This window comes from Saccharopolyspora erythraea NRRL 2338, from assembly GCF_000062885.1.
GTDB classification, from domain to species: domain Bacteria; phylum Actinomycetota; class Actinomycetes; order Mycobacteriales; family Pseudonocardiaceae; genus Saccharopolyspora_D; species Saccharopolyspora_D erythraea.
Genome location: NC_009142.1, coordinates 1,489,846 through 1,503,855 on the forward strand (window position 1 = coordinate 1,489,846; position 14,010 = coordinate 1,503,855).

Consider the following 14,010-nt stretch of genomic DNA (forward strand, 5'->3'; position numbering starts at 1 on the left):
CCCTAGCCGGCGTCCTGCCAGGTCACGTTGCCTTCGGCGTCGAAGCCCTGTCGCCGGATGACCAGACCCTCATCCGAAAACTCAAGTTCTCTGGCGAGGGTGCCGTCGGGTCGCCAGGCGCGGTGCAGGCCGATTGGGAGGCCCTTGCTGAAATTGCCTTCCTCCTTCAAGGTGCCGTCCGGGTACCACTCGCGGTCAGGACCTTCCTGACGCCCGTTGGCGTAGGTTGTGATGGAGATCAACGTGCCATCGGGAAGCCGGTCCTCTTCCTCACCGGTGAACGGCTGACCCTGGTGCCAGGCCCGCCCGGAACCGTCCACGTCGAGATCGTCTTCGTTGACCCGGATCAATTCGTGCTCCCCTGATTCTGCTCTTGCCGCTCTTTGAACTTCCGATCTTGCTCCTTGAACTTTTCATTGTAGTCCGGGTTGTAAACTTCTTTGCGCTCCCACTTCGGGTTCGGGCTACCGTCAGGATCGTTGGGGTCGAGGTGCGATCCGGCCTGGAAACCGCCGGTACCCATTTTGGCTCCGTGCGTGAGATCGGCCTCGTCCCGCACGTTGTCCGGGAGCGAGGCAGGGCCGGAAACGATTCGTGCGCAGTTCGCGCAGCAGGAGGCAACGTCGTTGGGGTCTTTCACGAAGGTGAAGCGCGCGTCGACGTAGAGATCGTCGAGTACCTTCTGGAACTCGGCTTCAGACTTGATGCGGACGATCTCGACTTGCTTGCCTTCCCGGGTAACGGTTTCGATGTTCTGCGGTGCCCGACCCTCTCGGGTTGCCGCTGCCTTCTCCTCAGCGGCGGCGATTTCTTCACGCCGTTTGAGCAGCGCGTCGAGCGCTTTGACCTCGCCGTGGCGGTGGGGAACGTCGTTGTGCGGGAACTCCGCCTGCTTGATCGTGTTGATGTCGGTTCCGGGTGGGTAACCGGCCATCTTCGCGATGTGGTCCTGCAACTGCCGGTGGAGGAGGTCGTCCTTGGTCAGCTGGTATTTGTTCCCGGCGCTGTCAATTCCGGTCGCGGGTTGGCCGTTCAATTCGGTTGATGTCGGGACGTTTGTCCCGGTGCGTCCGTTCAACCCCTCGAACACGGTGCCGTAGCGCCTGTCCATCACCAATGCGTTGACCGCGCCCGCCTTGCCCATCGACTTCTTGCTGTACGCGACACCGTCCTTATCTTTGACGGCGTCCGCCTTGATCCGGCCCTTTTTGTCGATGTTGTCCTCGACGGCTTTGGTGATGCTCTTCTGCCTGTCCTCGATCGACGTGCGGACGTACTTGTCGACAGGCTTGCCATCGATGGTCTGGATCAGGCCTTCGGAATCGCGGGTGATTTCTCGAGGATCATCGTCGCCGCCGACTTGTTCGAGTTCGTGTCCACGCTCGAGATCAGCAGGAATCTGCGGCTCTTGGTACGGAGTCCGAGGCTCGTCGTCCTCGCCGCGAGCCTCGGCATCCTCCGGCTGGTCGCCGGAGTCCTCGCCGTCCCGCGAGGGGTGGAAGCCGTCGTTGCTGGCGGGGGTGGTGGTGCCGTCGGGGTTGTGGGTGTCCCAGCCGCCGTTCGGGGGCCAGCCGGGCAGGCCGTCGGGGCCCATGTCGCTGGCGAAGACGCGGCCGTTGCCGTCGGTCCAGGCCAGGCCGCGGGGGGCGGTGACGGGGACGCCGAGTTCGCGGGACAGGTCGCTGGCCAGGCCGCTGGTGCCCGCGTCGCAGGAGAGCAGACGCAGCGGCTTGCTTCCGTCCCAGTTGGGGTCGCGGCGGAGCATGTCGGCGAATTCCTTCGGGGTGAAGGTTTGGTCGCCGACGCGCACGCGGCCGTCGGGGAGGGCGTGGACGTCCACCGTGTGGTGGACACCGTCGTCGGGAACCCGGTTCGCGAGGTCCCGCATGTTCGGGTCGTCGTGGTACGAGGACCCGGCAGGGGTCTGCTGGCGGGTGCTCTCGGCCTGGTCGATCTGGTGCTGGCGCTCCGGCGTGCCCGGGTCGGCGTCGGTCTTGTCGCGCGGGGCGTCCGAATCGCGGTCTCGCGGTGCGTCGGTGTCCTGGCGCTGGTCGGCGCTGTCCTTGGGGCGGGAGTCCGGCTGGTTCTGGTCCGGCCTGGTCCCGTCGGGGCGCGAGCCGTCCGGGTGCTGGGACTGCGGGTTCGTGCCGTCGGGACGGGCGTTCGCCGGGCGATCGCCGCCGTCGGGGCGGGTGCCGTCCGGTCGGGGCTGCTGGCCGTCCGGGCGCGACGACGGAGCGTCCTGGCGCGGCGGGGTGCTGCCGTCCGGCCGTTGGCCGGGGCCGGCGGGGCGCTGGCCGGTCGCGTCGGGACGCGGAGCCGCGTTGTCGGGACGCGGGCCGGCGCCGTCCGGACGGGGGCCTGCGCTGTCGGGACGCGGGCCGGCCGTGTCAGGGCGCGGACCTGCGGTGTCAGGGCGTGGCCCGGCCGCATCGGGGCGTGGGCTCACACCATCCGGGCGCTGGGCGGGGCCGTCGGGGCGCTGGCCCGGGGCGTCCGGTCGCTGGCCGGCCGGGCCCTGGGGGCGCTGCGAGGTGCCGTCCGGAGCGGAGGGGTGCGGGCGCGGCCCCGGTGTGTCGGGGCGCTGCCCGGCCGGGCCGTCGGGGCGGGTGTTGCCGCCGGGCCCGCCCGGCCGCTGCGGTCCGCCCGGCCCCTGCGGGGGCCGGTTCGGCGGACCGTCGCCGCCGTGCTGCCGCGGCGACGGCACGCCGTCGCCGCCCTGCCCGGGCCGTCCCGGCCCGGAGGCGTCCGGGCGTGCGCCCGGACCGCCGGGCCCGCCCTGCGGGCCCCGGGCCGGCGCGTCCGCCGCGCCGCGCGGCGCGGCGCCCGCGGGACGGCCGCTCTGCGGCCCGCCCGGCCGGTCGCCGGGCGCGCCGCCGGGGCGGCCGCCCTCCGGCCCGCGCGGGCCCGCGTCGGCTCCGCCGCCGGCGGGCCGCGCCGCGGCGCCGGGCGTGCCCGGCGTACCGGTCCAGCCGCCGCCCGCTCCGGGGCGGCCTCCGCCGCCTCCGGGCGTGCTGCCGCCACCGGCTCCGACGCCACCGGCGCCGCCTGCCATGCCGCCGCCCATCGCGCCGCCCGCTGCCGCGGGCTGGTCGGCGCGACCGGCACCCGCGGAGGCCGCCGCGGGCGCGGGGCTCGGGGTGGCCGCGGTGCCCGGCGCAGCCGGAGCGTCCACATTGGCCGCGTTGGTGCCAGCGGGAGTGTTGGGGGAGCGGGTCGAGTCGCCGCCTCCGACGGTGGAGAAGCCACCGCCGCCGTGCGAGGCGCCGCCACCGACGCCGCCGCCACCGCCGTGGGACGCACCGCCGCCGAGGCCGCCGCCGGCACCACCACCGCCGTGGGAACCACCGGACGAATCCGGAGAGCCCGCACCAGCACCACCGCCACCGGAGGCGCCACCGGACGAGGAGGGGCTCGGCGAATCCGAACCGCCAGAGGTGCCGGAACCGTTGGGCGAACTCCCGCTGGAACCACCACCGGAAGTGCCGCTGTCGCTTGGGGAGTAGCTGCCTCCGCCGCTGTCGCTGCGCGGGCTGGGACTGCCGTCGCCACCGCCCGGCGTCGCGTGCGAGGCGCCGCCGCCCGAAGACGACGGGGTGGAGTCACCGCCTGGAGAAGTTGGCGTCGGGTCGCCGCCCGAGGCGCGGCCGCCGGAATCGTTGCTGTGGCTGGAAGAACCGCCACCGGAGGAACCGGAGTCGGAAGTGGAATGTCCGCCACCGGAGGATCCGGAGTCGGAAGTCGAATGACTGCCACCGCCGGACGAACCGTCGGCAGTGCCACCGGAGTCGCCGCCTGCGGACATTGTGGACGGTCCGGTCCCGCCGCTGCTGGAAGAAGAACCGCCGTCGCTGGAAGGCGAGCCGCCGCCGCTGGACGGGGTGCCGCCACCGGAGCTGGAAGAGGAGGAATCAGAGGAACCGGAAGACGAATCGGAGGAACCGGAATAGCTGGAGTCGCCACCGCCGGAGCCGGATCCGCTGTCGGACGTCGAGGCGGAGCCGCCGCCCGAGCCGGAACCAGTGCCCCCGGAGCCGGAATCGGACCCGCCGGAACCCCCGTCGCCCGAGCCGGAACCGGAGCCCGAACCAGAGCCACCCGAGCCCGTGTCGGAGCCGCCCCCGGACCCGCCGTCACCCGAACCCGAGCCAGAGCCCGAACCGCCGTCACCCGAGCCGGAAACGGACCCCGACCCGCCGTCACCGGACCCCGACCCCGAGCCACCGGCTCCGCCGGTGTCGACGTCGGGGGTGCGGATGTTGTCGGCGATGTGGCCGGCGCCCGCGCCGATGCCGCCCATGCCGGCGCCGGTGACGCCGCCGGACATGGCGCCGGTGCCGACGTCGCCCCAGTCGACCTTGCCCTCGGTGATGAGCTGCTCGGCGACGCTGCCGATGGCGCCTTCGGCGGCGCCGGTGGCGCCCTCCTTCAGGGCTTCCTTGCCGATGTTCTTGGCGACGCTCTCGCTCGCCGCCGCCGCGGCGTCGCCCGCCGCGTCACCGGCGGCGTCGCCCGCCGCCCGGCCGGCCGCGGTGCCGGCGTTGCCGGCCGCGCCGCCCGCGGCGTCGCCGATCGCGTCGCCGCCCATGCGGCCCGCGACCTTGCCGACGCCCTCGAACGCGCCGCCGACCACGCCGCCGATGGCGCCGCTGATCGCCGCGTCCTTGAACTTGCCGCCGTCGAGGCCCTTGCGCTCGCCGGAGGCGATCTGGATGCCCTGCACCGCCGCCTCGATCGCCATCGAGGTGGCGACCTCGATCGCGACGTTCTTGGCGATGCTCATGACGAGCTGCTTGAAGATCTGCCACACGACGGCGCGGGTGATGCCCTGCGCGATCGGGATGCCGGCCGTGGAGGCGCCGAAGGTGCCGAAGGCCGCGGCCACCATCGCCGCGATCTGGATCGCCAGCGCGATCAGCGAGGCGATGATCGTCAGCTTGGTGTGCTCGACCTCGAGCGCGCTGTTGTCGCAGCTCTCGGCGAGCTTGTCGCACGCTTCCTTCAGCTTGGGCAGCGCCGCCTCGCCGCCTTCGCCGATGTCCTTCCACATCTTCTCGAAGGCGTCGGCGGTCTTGCCCTCCATGGCGCTCTTGACCTGCTGGGCGCCGTTGTTGCCCGCGGAGGTGACCCCGTCCAGGCCCTGGCCCGCGGCGCGCCACGCGTCGGCGAGACGGCGCAGCGCGTCCTCGTCACCCTCGGGCCAGGACTGTCCGACCACGATCGGGAACAGCCACTTGACCTCGTCCGGCATTTCGATCGACACGGGTCTTCAGCTCCCCCAGCTGTTATTTCGGGACGTTGGCGAGGTCCTCCGCGGACTTCGCATCGCGCGCTTCGGTGTCGTCGGCGGTCTGGTGCAGGTTCGTCTTGATGTCACCGAGCGCCTTGGCGATCTTCTTGATGCCTTCTTCGACGTCCTTGGCGGCCTGGACGTAGGACTTGGCGAACTCCTGCCCGGCCTCGTCGTTGCCCCAGCACTGGCCTTCGGCGTCCAGCCCGCTCTTGAGCGTCTGGTGGACCTTCTCGCAGTCCTCGCCGGCGTGGCCGATCTTGGTGCCTCCGGAGCGGATCTCCTCCGGCTGCATCCGCATTGGCTTGCTCACCAGCGACGCCTCCTGTCGTCCATGAACGAGTCGAAGTCGTCGTCGTAGTCGTCTTCGGGTGCGGTGCGGACCTGCGGCGGGCTCGCCGGACGCGAAGGCGCGGCCTGCGACGACCCGGCGGCGGCGCGCTCCTCGCGTTCGGCCTGCGGGTCCGGAGGGGTGAACAGCGGGCTGTTGCTGAAGAAGTCCTGCAGCATCGGGGCGCCGTCGACGATGCTGGGCAGGTCGGGGGTCTCGGCCAGTCCCGCGAACTCCGACTGCAACGCCTGCTGCGCGGTGCCGGTGGCTTCCCGGATCAGGCTCGTGATGGTGCGGGCCAGCCGGTCGGGGGTGCTGCGTTCGAAGGCCTTCGGCGAAAGCTCCAGCCTCTGCAGGGTGCCGGAGGCGTCGACGGTCGCGGTGGCCATCCCGTCCTCGGAGCTGACCTCGTGGGTCCGGGACGCGGCCTCGGCCTGCTTCTGCTGGATCTCGGCGGTGCGGCGGCGCAGATCCGACAGCATGCCGTCGATCTGCCCGCGCAGCGCGGCGTTGCGGTTCTCCAGGTCCTGCCGCCTGGCGGCCGGATCCGACCCATCGCGTGCGGACACTGCCTGCACCCCACTTCTGCGCTCGGTCCACGTGCACGCGACACCGCCGTCGAAACAGCATTCGGTGATATTCCGGATACTCTCCGGATATGCTGTCCGACAACGGAATTCGTCGCGTCCCCTGAGAATGACGGTTCCGGTTCCGCGCTGGTGCCCTTAGGTGGCACAAAGACGCCGAATGGCCTTGCGCATTGGGCTGAATGGCGCAATGACAGGCGGAAATTCGGTTCAACGATTACGGAACAACGCGTGCGAATGCACTGAGTGTGGTCGCCGGCGGATAGGGGGACAGGGCGACGGCTTCCCGTTCGCCGACCGCGCCCTCGCGCATCTGGAGGCAGAGCCGCGCGACCTCGGCGATCTCGGCTCGTTGCCGCCGCACGAAGTCCGGGTCGACGGGCTCGCCGTGGCCCGGGACCACCGTCGCCGGCGTGAGCGCGAGCAGCGCATCCAGAGTGGACGGCCAATGCCGCGGGTGGGCGTCGCCGAAGTCGGGCGGAGCGCCCTGTTCGACCAGGTCACCGGCGAAGACGACGTCCCCGGCGGCGATCACCAGGTCGTGGTCGGTGTGGCCGGGGCCGAGGTGTAGCAGGCGGGTGGTGCGGCCGCCCAGGTCGATCTCGGCGGCGTCGGCGACCAGGTGGTCGGGCCCGGTGATCGTCGTCTCCGCCAACGCGTCCGCGATGTCCTCGCGTCCCTGCTCCCGGTAGTGCGCGATCCACTCCGCGCGCTGCGACTCACCGGTCCGGTCGAGGTGCCGAGCACACCGCTCGTGCGCCCACACCGGGGCGGGCAGGAACGCACCGGTGCCGAAGCAGTGGTCGAAATGGGCGTGGGTGAGCACCACCTGCCACGGCAGCGGCGTCACCTGCCGGACCGCTTCGGCCAGCTCGGCGCCCTGCCGGTGGTCGCCGCGGGTGTCGACCACCAACGCCAGCTCCGAGCCGACGACCAGGCCGACGGTCAGGTCAAGCTCGGCGTACCGGCGCACGAGCACGCCGTCGCCGACCTCCTGCCAGCGGGTCACGACGCCTCGAAACGCCCGCCCCGCAGCACGGGAGCGGTCATGCTCGTGTCGACCTCGGCGGCGAGGGCGACGTCGTGGGCGAAGCCCCAGTCGCGCAGCTCGCGGCCGGAGACGCAGTCGGCCAGCAGCGCCTTGATGCGCTGCGACACTGCCTGGTAGCCGGCGGCGACGAACTCGGCCTCCGCCGAACGAGGACCGGGCAGCGCGGCGATGATCGCCCCGGCGCCGATCGCGTCCTCCACGGCTGGGCGGTTGCCCTCCCCGGCGGCGACGACGCCGATCGGCCCGCCGACCCGGCCGGCCGCCGCGGCGACCGCCATGGCGTTGCGCAGGCACCCGGCGAAGACGTTCACGCCGAACTCGGCGGCCTCCGAGCACAGGCTCGCGCCGTTGGGGGAGGGCAGCGCGAGCAGAACCTCCGCGGAGAGCGTGAGGAGGGAGGAGGGGCTCAGCGACCACTCGGTGTCGCTGCGCGGCTTGGCCAGGACCGCCCCGGCGTCACGCGCGGCGATCCCCGCGCGCTCGTCGTGCCAGCGCAGGGGCAGCACCCGGGCGCCCGTGCTGGTGGCGACGTCGACCGCGGTGCTGAACGACAGCACGTCGACGACGATCAGAGCAGAACAACCAGGAGCGAGCGCTCGCACGCCATCGCTGCCCCACGCCAACCGCACCTCAGCCCCGGACATGGGCCCCGATCCTAACCAGGGTGGCGGTGGGGTGTCCGGCGTTTGGCAGACTGCCGACGTGCGCGTCTACCTAGGCTCCGATCACGCAGGATTCGAACTCAAGAACCATCTGGTCAAGTGGCTGACCGAGCAGGGTCACGAGGTGACCGACGTCGGCCCGGCGGAATACGACGCCCAGGACGACTACCCGCCGTTCTGCGTCGAGACCGCCCGCCGGGTGGTGGCCGACGAGGGCAGCCTCGGGCTGGTCCTCGGCGGCTCCGGCAACGGCGAGCAGATCGCGGCGAACAAGGTGCCCGGCGCCCGCGCCGCGCTGACCTGGAACGTCGACACCGCCAAGCTGGCCCGCCAGCACAACAACGCGCTGCTGGCCGGCATCGGTGCGCGGATGCACACCGTCGAGGAGGTGCAGGCGATCGTCGAGGCGTTCCTCGGCACCGACTTCGAGGGCGGCAGGCACCAGCGTCGCATCGACCTGCTCACCGACTACGAGCGGACCGGCGAGCCGCCCGCCCTGCCGGGCAACTGACCATGGCGAGCCAGGCCACCGCGCCGCTGACCGTCCTCGCGGGGGTCGGCGGCACGGTGGTCGGCACGCTCCTGCTGCTGTTCGGCCAGAGCGCCATGCAGCCGTGGCTCCTCGGCGGTCCCGGGTCGACGTGTCCGGAGCCCGACTGCGCTCTGGGCGTGGGTGTCTCGCTGATCATCGGCGCGGTCGTGGCGGTGCTGGTGTCGGTGGTGGTGTCCGTGCTGGTCGCGGTCCGGCACCGCGATGCCCCGCCGCGCGAGGGTGTGCTGCGCGGGCTGCGGGTGTGCCTGTGGCTGCTGCTGGCCTACCTGGTCGAGTCCATCGTGCTGTGGGTCGTGGTGTAGCGGTGCCCGAAGGTCACACCCTGCACCGCCTGGCACAGCTGCACCAGAAGCGCTACGGCGGCGCGGCCGTGCGGGTCGGCAGCCCGCAGGGCAGGTTCGCCGCGAGCGCGGCCCTGCTGGACGGCTCGGTCCTGCGGCGCGCCGAGGCCCACGGCAAGCACCTGTTCCACTTTCACGGCCCGGACCGGGTCGTGCACGTCCACCTCGGTCTCTACGGCACGTTCACCGAGTCCGAGCTGCCGATGGACGAGCCGCGGGGTCAGGTCCGGATGCGGATCGTCGGCGACACCCACGGCACCGACCTGCGCGGCCCGACCGCGTGCGAGCTGCTCACCGACGCGGAGGTGGAGGCGCTGCGCGACCGGCTCGGCCCGGACCCGCTGCGCGCCGACGCCGACCCGGACCGCGCATGGCAGCGGATCTCCCGTTCCCGCACCAGCATCGCGGCTCTGCTGCTCGACCAGAAGGTGCTGGCGGGCGCGGGCAACGTCTACCGCGCGGAGGTGCTGTTCCGGCACGGCATCCCGCCGCGCACGCCCGGGCGCGACCTTGGCCGCGAGCGGTGGGACCTGGTCTGGAGCGACCTGGTCGAGCTGATGGCCGCCGGGGTGCGCGCCGGGCGCATCGACACCGTGCGGCCCGAGCACGAGCCGGAGGCCACCGGCCGTGCGCCCAGGCAGGACCGGCACGGCGGCGAGGTCTACGTCTACCGGCGGGCCGGACAGCCGTGCCTGGTCTGCGGCACGGAAGTCGCCACCGCCGACCTGGTGGGGCGCAAGCTCTACTGGTGCCCCTCCTGCCAGGCGGCCTGACAGAGGCCACATCCGCCACGCTGAGAATCGCAGCGGTGCGAGCGGGTCCCGCACCACACGCGGCCGACGCCGCCCCTGGCACGACTCCCGCCGGCTCCGACGCTAGAAGCCGCCCATGTCGAAACCGCCCATGTCGAAGCCACCGCCGTCGAAGCCACCGCCGTCAGCCGCCCCGTCGGCACCGAAGTCCTGCGGGCTGTCGGCGTAGGCGGCGGCCGGCACGCCGGCCATGCCGGTGAACATGGCGCTCATCAGCACGAACGAGCCGACGCCCCAGGTGCCCGCGAGCATCGCGGGCCTCCACCACGGCTCGCTGTACCAGCCTTCCGGCACCGGGCGTCCCGCCACCGTGCCGCCCGGGTAGTAGTGCGGGGTCCGGTCGGTCGGCTCCGGCGACGCCACCTGCTGCCGCCCGTCGACCTCGACCTCGCGGAACTCGGTGACCCGGCCCGCGCCGCGCTGTCCGGACAGGTCGGGCAGCTCCGGCCCCGGATCCATGTCCATCGCGACGCGCGCCGCGCGCACGTAGTAGAGCCCTTCGAGCGCGGTCTCGGTCACCAGCTTGCACTGGGTCGCCGAGGCCGCCTGCTCCATCTGCGATCCCGCCGCGTTGTGCCGCTCGGAAGCGTCGGCCAACGCCTGCTTCGCGGCGTCGTTGGTGCCGATGAGGTTGACGACCTGGCCGCTGAGCCGCTCCAGCCAGCGGCGGGCCTCGGCCCGCGAGTCGTCGAGCTCGGCCTGCCGCCGGGCGGCGGCGCGCTGCCGGGACCACCAGACGGCGGCCACGATGACCACGACGCCGATCAGGATGAGAACGATTGCGGTGTCCACGCCTGCCTCCGCTCACGTCGAGCCGGATGACACTGACGGTACTCGCCCGGGCGGCGGGCCGGGACGGTCAGAAACCTTCCTGGCAGTGCGGCGCGACGTCGGTGGCGAACGCACGGGACGCGCGGCGCAGCGCGTCCGGGTCCGCGTCGCCGAGGCGGCCGGCGCGCGCGAGCCCGGCGAAGGTGTTGCCGCCGAGGTAGACCGACGCGAGGTCGGTGATGTCGACGTCGAGCGCTGCGGCGTCCTCGCTCCGCGTGACCTCGGCGTTGCCGTCGTCGTCGACGCGCAGCCGCCAGCGCCCGGCGTTCCAGGGGCAGAAGGCGTCGGTGACCTCAAGGACGGTGTCCAGCGGAGCGGAGTACGTGCGTGCCCGCAGCGCGCGGTCGAGGTCGACCAGGCGCAGCCACAGCCCGTCGACCACCCGGCGGCCCGCGGTGCGGGGGTTGGCCAGCAGGTGCACCACGGGTTCGTCGACGGCGGCCTTGTCCCACCGGACCTCGCCCGCGAAGTCGACGTCGAGCAGGTATCGCCACAGCGCGGCGTAGGCACGGGGAGTGGCGGCGACCAGCTCCTGCACGTGGAGCTTGAAGTCCGGGCCCCGGTCGTTCCAGCCCTTCTCCGGCCGGTAGATCGCGTAACCGTCGGGGTGCACGGCGAACCGCGGCTTGCCCTCGCCGGCGTCGCCGGGGCGATCGGCGGCGACGCGGACCTCCCAGGCGCTGTCGTCCCGCGAGAGCCGTCCCGCGTGGTCGCGCTCGACGGTCGGGTAGAAGCGGTGGACGAACTCCAGCGCGGCCTCCCGGCCAAGCTCGCGCACCGGTCGCGGATCGATGTCCACAGTGGACTTGAACGGGGTCTTGCCGGGCACCGACAGCTTGGCCTCGTAAGTGCCCACCGCGTAGCCGAAGCGCCCGTAGATGGCGCCTTCCGACGCGTACAGCGCCGCGACCGGCGCGCCGCCGTCCTCGTGCAGCGAGTGCAGCTGCGCGCGCATCAGCCTGGTGAGCACGCCGCGCCTGCGGTGCCCGGGCTTGACCCCGACCGCGGTGACCGCGGCCAGCGGCGCGCTCGTCCCGCCGGGCAGCGCGAGCCGCGGTGCCAGCCGGCTCGCCACGCCGATCAGCTCGTCGCCGTCGAAGACACCGTGCGAGCGGCCCGCGTCGAGCACGCCGCGGAAGTGCAGCAGCTCGTCGTCGAGCAGGAAGGCCGCCCGGAAGACGTCGAAGTAGTCGTCGAGTTCGCTGCCCTGGAGCGTGCGCGCGGTGAGATCGGTCATGCCCGGTTCCTACCGGGATGTCCGCGCCGCCGCGACCGCTTTTCGCGTCCTGCGGCCGTTCAGCCGAACGAGACGTCGGTGATGACCTCCCACTCGGAGTTCGAGTGGTCGCGGGAGAGCCGGACCAGCGAGAGCGAGCCGACCTTGGCCGTGGTGGGTTCCACGGCGGTCGCGCCGAGCGTGGCGACCGCGAAGATCGCGGGCCCCTCGGTGGTGGAGTGCGCGAGGCTGACGTGGCGGTCGGTGTCCTCGGGCTCGGCGGGCACCGCTTCTTCGCCGAGCACCTCGGTCAGCGCCCCGCGCACGTCCGCGCGCAGCTCGTGCAGGCTCGACTGCGGTTCGGCGGGCAGCGCCAGCGACTCGGGCAGCACGACCGCGTGGTGGAAGGCCAGGGTGAGCGGCGAGCTGCCCGCGAGGCGGTCGCCGACGGCGGTCACCATCCGGTCGAGGTCGGCGTCGCCGACCTCGTCGGTGAAACCGGCCTCCTGGACCAGGATGTGCATCCACTCCAGCGGGACGAGGTCGAAGCCGGGCAGGTCCCGCAGGGCGTACTGGTACTCGTTGACCAGCCTGCGGAGCCCGGGCTGGTCGGCCAGGCCGAGCAACCACGCGTAGCTGGTGCGGCCGGAGGTCCAGCCGGGGCGCCAGCGGGCGTGGCTTCGGACCTGGTCGGCATGCGGCATTTCGGTCACTCCCCAAATATGCACCGGGGCACGCGGTCGTGGGGCGGCCTTGACCTATCTCACCTCACCCGTCGGGCTCGCCGCCCGCGCGGCTTCCGGGTGGGACGGATCGAGGCTGGCCGCCGCGTCCGAGTCTCGCACGCGCGTGCTCAGCGCCAGCGCCAGCAGTCCGAACACCACCGCCACCAGGAAAGCCCCGTGGAATCCCGCCATCTGGGCGTGTGCCGGTGCTCCGCCACCCGCGGCGTCGGTGACCACGACCAGCGTCGTGGCGAAGACCGCGGTCCCCAGCGCCGTCGCGACCTGCCTGCTGACGTTGTACATCGAGCTGGCGTGGCCCATCTCGGCCACCGAGACCTGCGCGAAGGCCGCCGTCTGCATCGGGGTCATCAGGATGCCCACGGAGGTGCCCAGCAGCGCCAGCAGCACCACCACGACCACCAGCGGGGTGCCGGTGCCGAGCAGTTGCAGGCACAGGTAGACGGGGATCTCCAGGCAGAAGCCGGTCAGCAGCAGCCGCCTCGGCCCGATCCGGCCGTACATGCGGCTGACGACCTGGGTGGCCAGCAGCATCGCCACCGCCTGCGGCATCAGCACCAGGCCCGCGGTGAAGGGCGAGACGTGCAGCACGTCCTGCAGGTAGAGCGGCACCAGGAACAGGACGCCGAAAAGCGAGGCGACCTGGCACACCAGCAGCGCGTTGCCGGTGCCGAACAGGCGGTTGCGCAGCAGCCGCAGGTCGAGCATCGGTTCGTCGACGCTGAGCTCCCGCCACGTCAGCCCCGCCAGCAACAGGGCGGCGGCGAGCAGGCTGCCCCACACGGTCGGCACCGACCACCCGGCCTGGGCGCCCTGGTCGAGCCCGTAGAGCAGCGTGGCCAGCCCGCCTCCGGCCAGCACGAACCCGGGAAGGTCGAACCGGCCGGGCCGGCCGCGGCGCTCCTCCTTGAGGAAGAGGACCGTGAACACCAGCGTCAGGGCCCCGACCGGAACGTTGATGAAGAAGATCCAGCGCCAGCTCGCGTACTCGGCCAGCGCGCCGCCGAGCATCGGTCCCAGCGCGGGCGCGACGGTGATCGGGATCGCGAGCACCGCGGACGCCTTCGCGCGCTCGTGGGCGGGGAAAGCGCGGAAGAGCATCGCCTGGCCGACCGGCACCAGCATCCCGCCGCCGACGCCCTGCAGGACTCGGGAGGCGATCAGCATCCAGATGCTTCCGGCGAAGCCGCACAGGACGGAGGCGGTGGTGAAGATGACCACGGCGAGCAGGAAGGTCCGCTTGCTGCCGAACCGGTCGGCGATCCAGCCGGAGGAGGGGATGAAGACCGCCAGGCTGAGCATGTAGCCGGTGAGCACCCACTGCAGGGTGCTGGCGTCCACCCCGAACTCCCGCCCCAGCGTCGCCAGCGCGACGTTGAGGATGGTGATGTCGAGGATCTGCATCACGAGGCCGAGCACGAACGTGATGCCGACCAGCCACTTGTACTCGAGCCGGAACACCGGCGGTCCCCCTGCCTACTCGGTGACCGAACCGCAGCCAGCATGCGCCATCCCCCCGACACCGACAACGTCATTTCCACCGGGGAGAAAAAGTCCAATTAGGACGAGAAACCACGACAACCGCAGATCACG

The 14,010-nt window shown here is 72.3% G+C and carries 13 protein-coding genes; 3 read left to right on the forward strand and 10 right to left on the reverse strand.

Annotation, left to right across the window (positions count from 1 at the left end):
- Positions 1-2 precede the first annotated feature (2 nt).
- From SACE_RS06575 to SACE_RS06600, 6 genes are all read right to left on the reverse strand, one after another.
- Positions 3-350 (reverse strand): toxin-antitoxin system YwqK family antitoxin, encoded by a 348-nt coding sequence (locus SACE_RS06575; RefSeq protein WP_009950691.1) that lies wholly within the window; start codon positions 348-350, stop codon positions 3-5.
- Positions 347-5,263 (reverse strand): WXG100-like domain-containing protein, encoded by a 4,917-nt coding sequence (locus tag SACE_RS39680; protein ID WP_011873331.1) that lies wholly within the window; start codon positions 5,261-5,263, stop codon positions 347-349. The genes SACE_RS06575 and SACE_RS39680 overlap by 4 nt, the downstream gene beginning before the upstream one ends.
- Before the next feature lie 22 nt (positions 5,264-5,285).
- Positions 5,286-5,603, reverse strand: a complete 318-nt coding sequence (locus tag SACE_RS06585; protein ID WP_231849936.1) for a WXG100 family type VII secretion target — start codon at positions 5,601-5,603, stop codon at positions 5,286-5,288.
- Complete coding sequence (locus SACE_RS06590; protein WP_009950216.1) at positions 5,600-6,190, reverse strand: YbaB/EbfC family nucleoid-associated protein; 591 nt, start codon at positions 6,188-6,190, stop codon at positions 5,600-5,602. Before SACE_RS06590 ends, SACE_RS06585 begins: the two co-directional genes overlap by 4 nt.
- A gap of 235 nt (positions 6,191-6,425) precedes the next feature.
- A complete protein-coding gene (locus tag SACE_RS06595) occupies positions 6,426-7,217 on the reverse strand; it encodes an MBL fold metallo-hydrolase (RefSeq protein ID WP_009950215.1) in 792 nt (263 codons plus the stop codon).
- Positions 7,214-7,903 (reverse strand): 2-phosphosulfolactate phosphatase, encoded by a 690-nt coding sequence (locus tag SACE_RS06600; RefSeq protein WP_011873332.1) that lies wholly within the window; start codon positions 7,901-7,903, stop codon positions 7,214-7,216. Before SACE_RS06600 ends, SACE_RS06595 begins: the two co-directional genes overlap by 4 nt.
- A gap of 58 nt (positions 7,904-7,961) precedes the next feature.
- Between SACE_RS06600 and SACE_RS06605 the strand changes: the two genes are divergently transcribed.
- The 3 genes from SACE_RS06605 to SACE_RS06615 are packed head-to-tail and all read left to right on the forward strand — an operon-like array spanning position 7,962 to position 9,588.
- Positions 7,962-8,432, forward strand: a complete 471-nt coding sequence (locus SACE_RS06605; protein ID WP_011873333.1) for a ribose-5-phosphate isomerase — start codon at positions 7,962-7,964, stop codon at positions 8,430-8,432.
- 2 nt (positions 8,433-8,434) lie between these two features.
- A complete protein-coding gene (locus SACE_RS06610) occupies positions 8,435-8,776 on the forward strand; it encodes a hypothetical protein (RefSeq protein ID WP_009950211.1) in 342 nt (113 codons plus the stop codon).
- Positions 8,777-8,778: 2 nt separating this feature from the next.
- Positions 8,779-9,588, forward strand: a complete 810-nt coding sequence (locus SACE_RS06615) for an Fpg/Nei family DNA glycosylase (RefSeq protein ID WP_011873334.1) — start codon at positions 8,779-8,781, stop codon at positions 9,586-9,588.
- A gap of 102 nt (positions 9,589-9,690) precedes the next feature.
- Here SACE_RS06615 and SACE_RS06620 read toward each other — a convergent pair whose 3' ends face one another.
- The 4 genes from SACE_RS06620 to SACE_RS06635 all read right to left on the reverse strand — a co-directional run bounded on the left by SACE_RS06620 (position 9,691) and on the right by SACE_RS06635 (position 13,878).
- Positions 9,691-10,419: a hypothetical protein gene (locus SACE_RS06620; RefSeq protein WP_011873335.1), complete on the reverse strand. Its 729-nt coding sequence runs from the start codon at positions 10,417-10,419 to the stop codon at positions 9,691-9,693.
- 67 nt (positions 10,420-10,486) lie between these two features.
- Positions 10,487-11,695 (reverse strand): GNAT family N-acetyltransferase, encoded by a 1,209-nt coding sequence (locus SACE_RS06625; RefSeq protein ID WP_009950209.1) that lies wholly within the window; start codon positions 11,693-11,695, stop codon positions 10,487-10,489.
- 59 nt (positions 11,696-11,754) lie between these two features.
- Positions 11,755-12,378, reverse strand: a complete 624-nt coding sequence (locus SACE_RS06630) for a 2'-5' RNA ligase family protein (RefSeq protein WP_009950208.1) — start codon at positions 12,376-12,378, stop codon at positions 11,755-11,757.
- A gap of 54 nt (positions 12,379-12,432) precedes the next feature.
- A complete protein-coding gene (locus SACE_RS06635) occupies positions 12,433-13,878 on the reverse strand; it encodes an MDR family MFS transporter (protein WP_009950207.1) in 1,446 nt (481 codons plus the stop codon).
- Positions 13,879-14,010: the final 132 nt, after the last annotated feature.

Bases quoted from the DNA above. Each gene is read 5' to 3' on its own strand.
- SACE_RS06600 (WP_011873332.1), bottom strand. From the start codon at position 7,903: ATGTCCGGGGCTGAGGTGCGGTTGGCGTGGGGCAGCGATGGCGTGCGA.
- SACE_RS06610 (WP_009950211.1), top strand. From the start codon at position 8,435: ATGGCGAGCCAGGCCACCGCGCCGCTGACCGTCCTCGCGGGGGTCGGC.
- SACE_RS06625 (WP_009950209.1), bottom strand. From the start codon at position 11,695: ATGACCGATCTCACCGCGCGCACGCTCCAGGGCAGCGAACTCGACGAC.
- SACE_RS06630 (WP_009950208.1), bottom strand. From the start codon at position 12,378: ATGCCGCATGCCGACCAGGTCCGAAGCCACGCCCGCTGGCGCCCCGGC.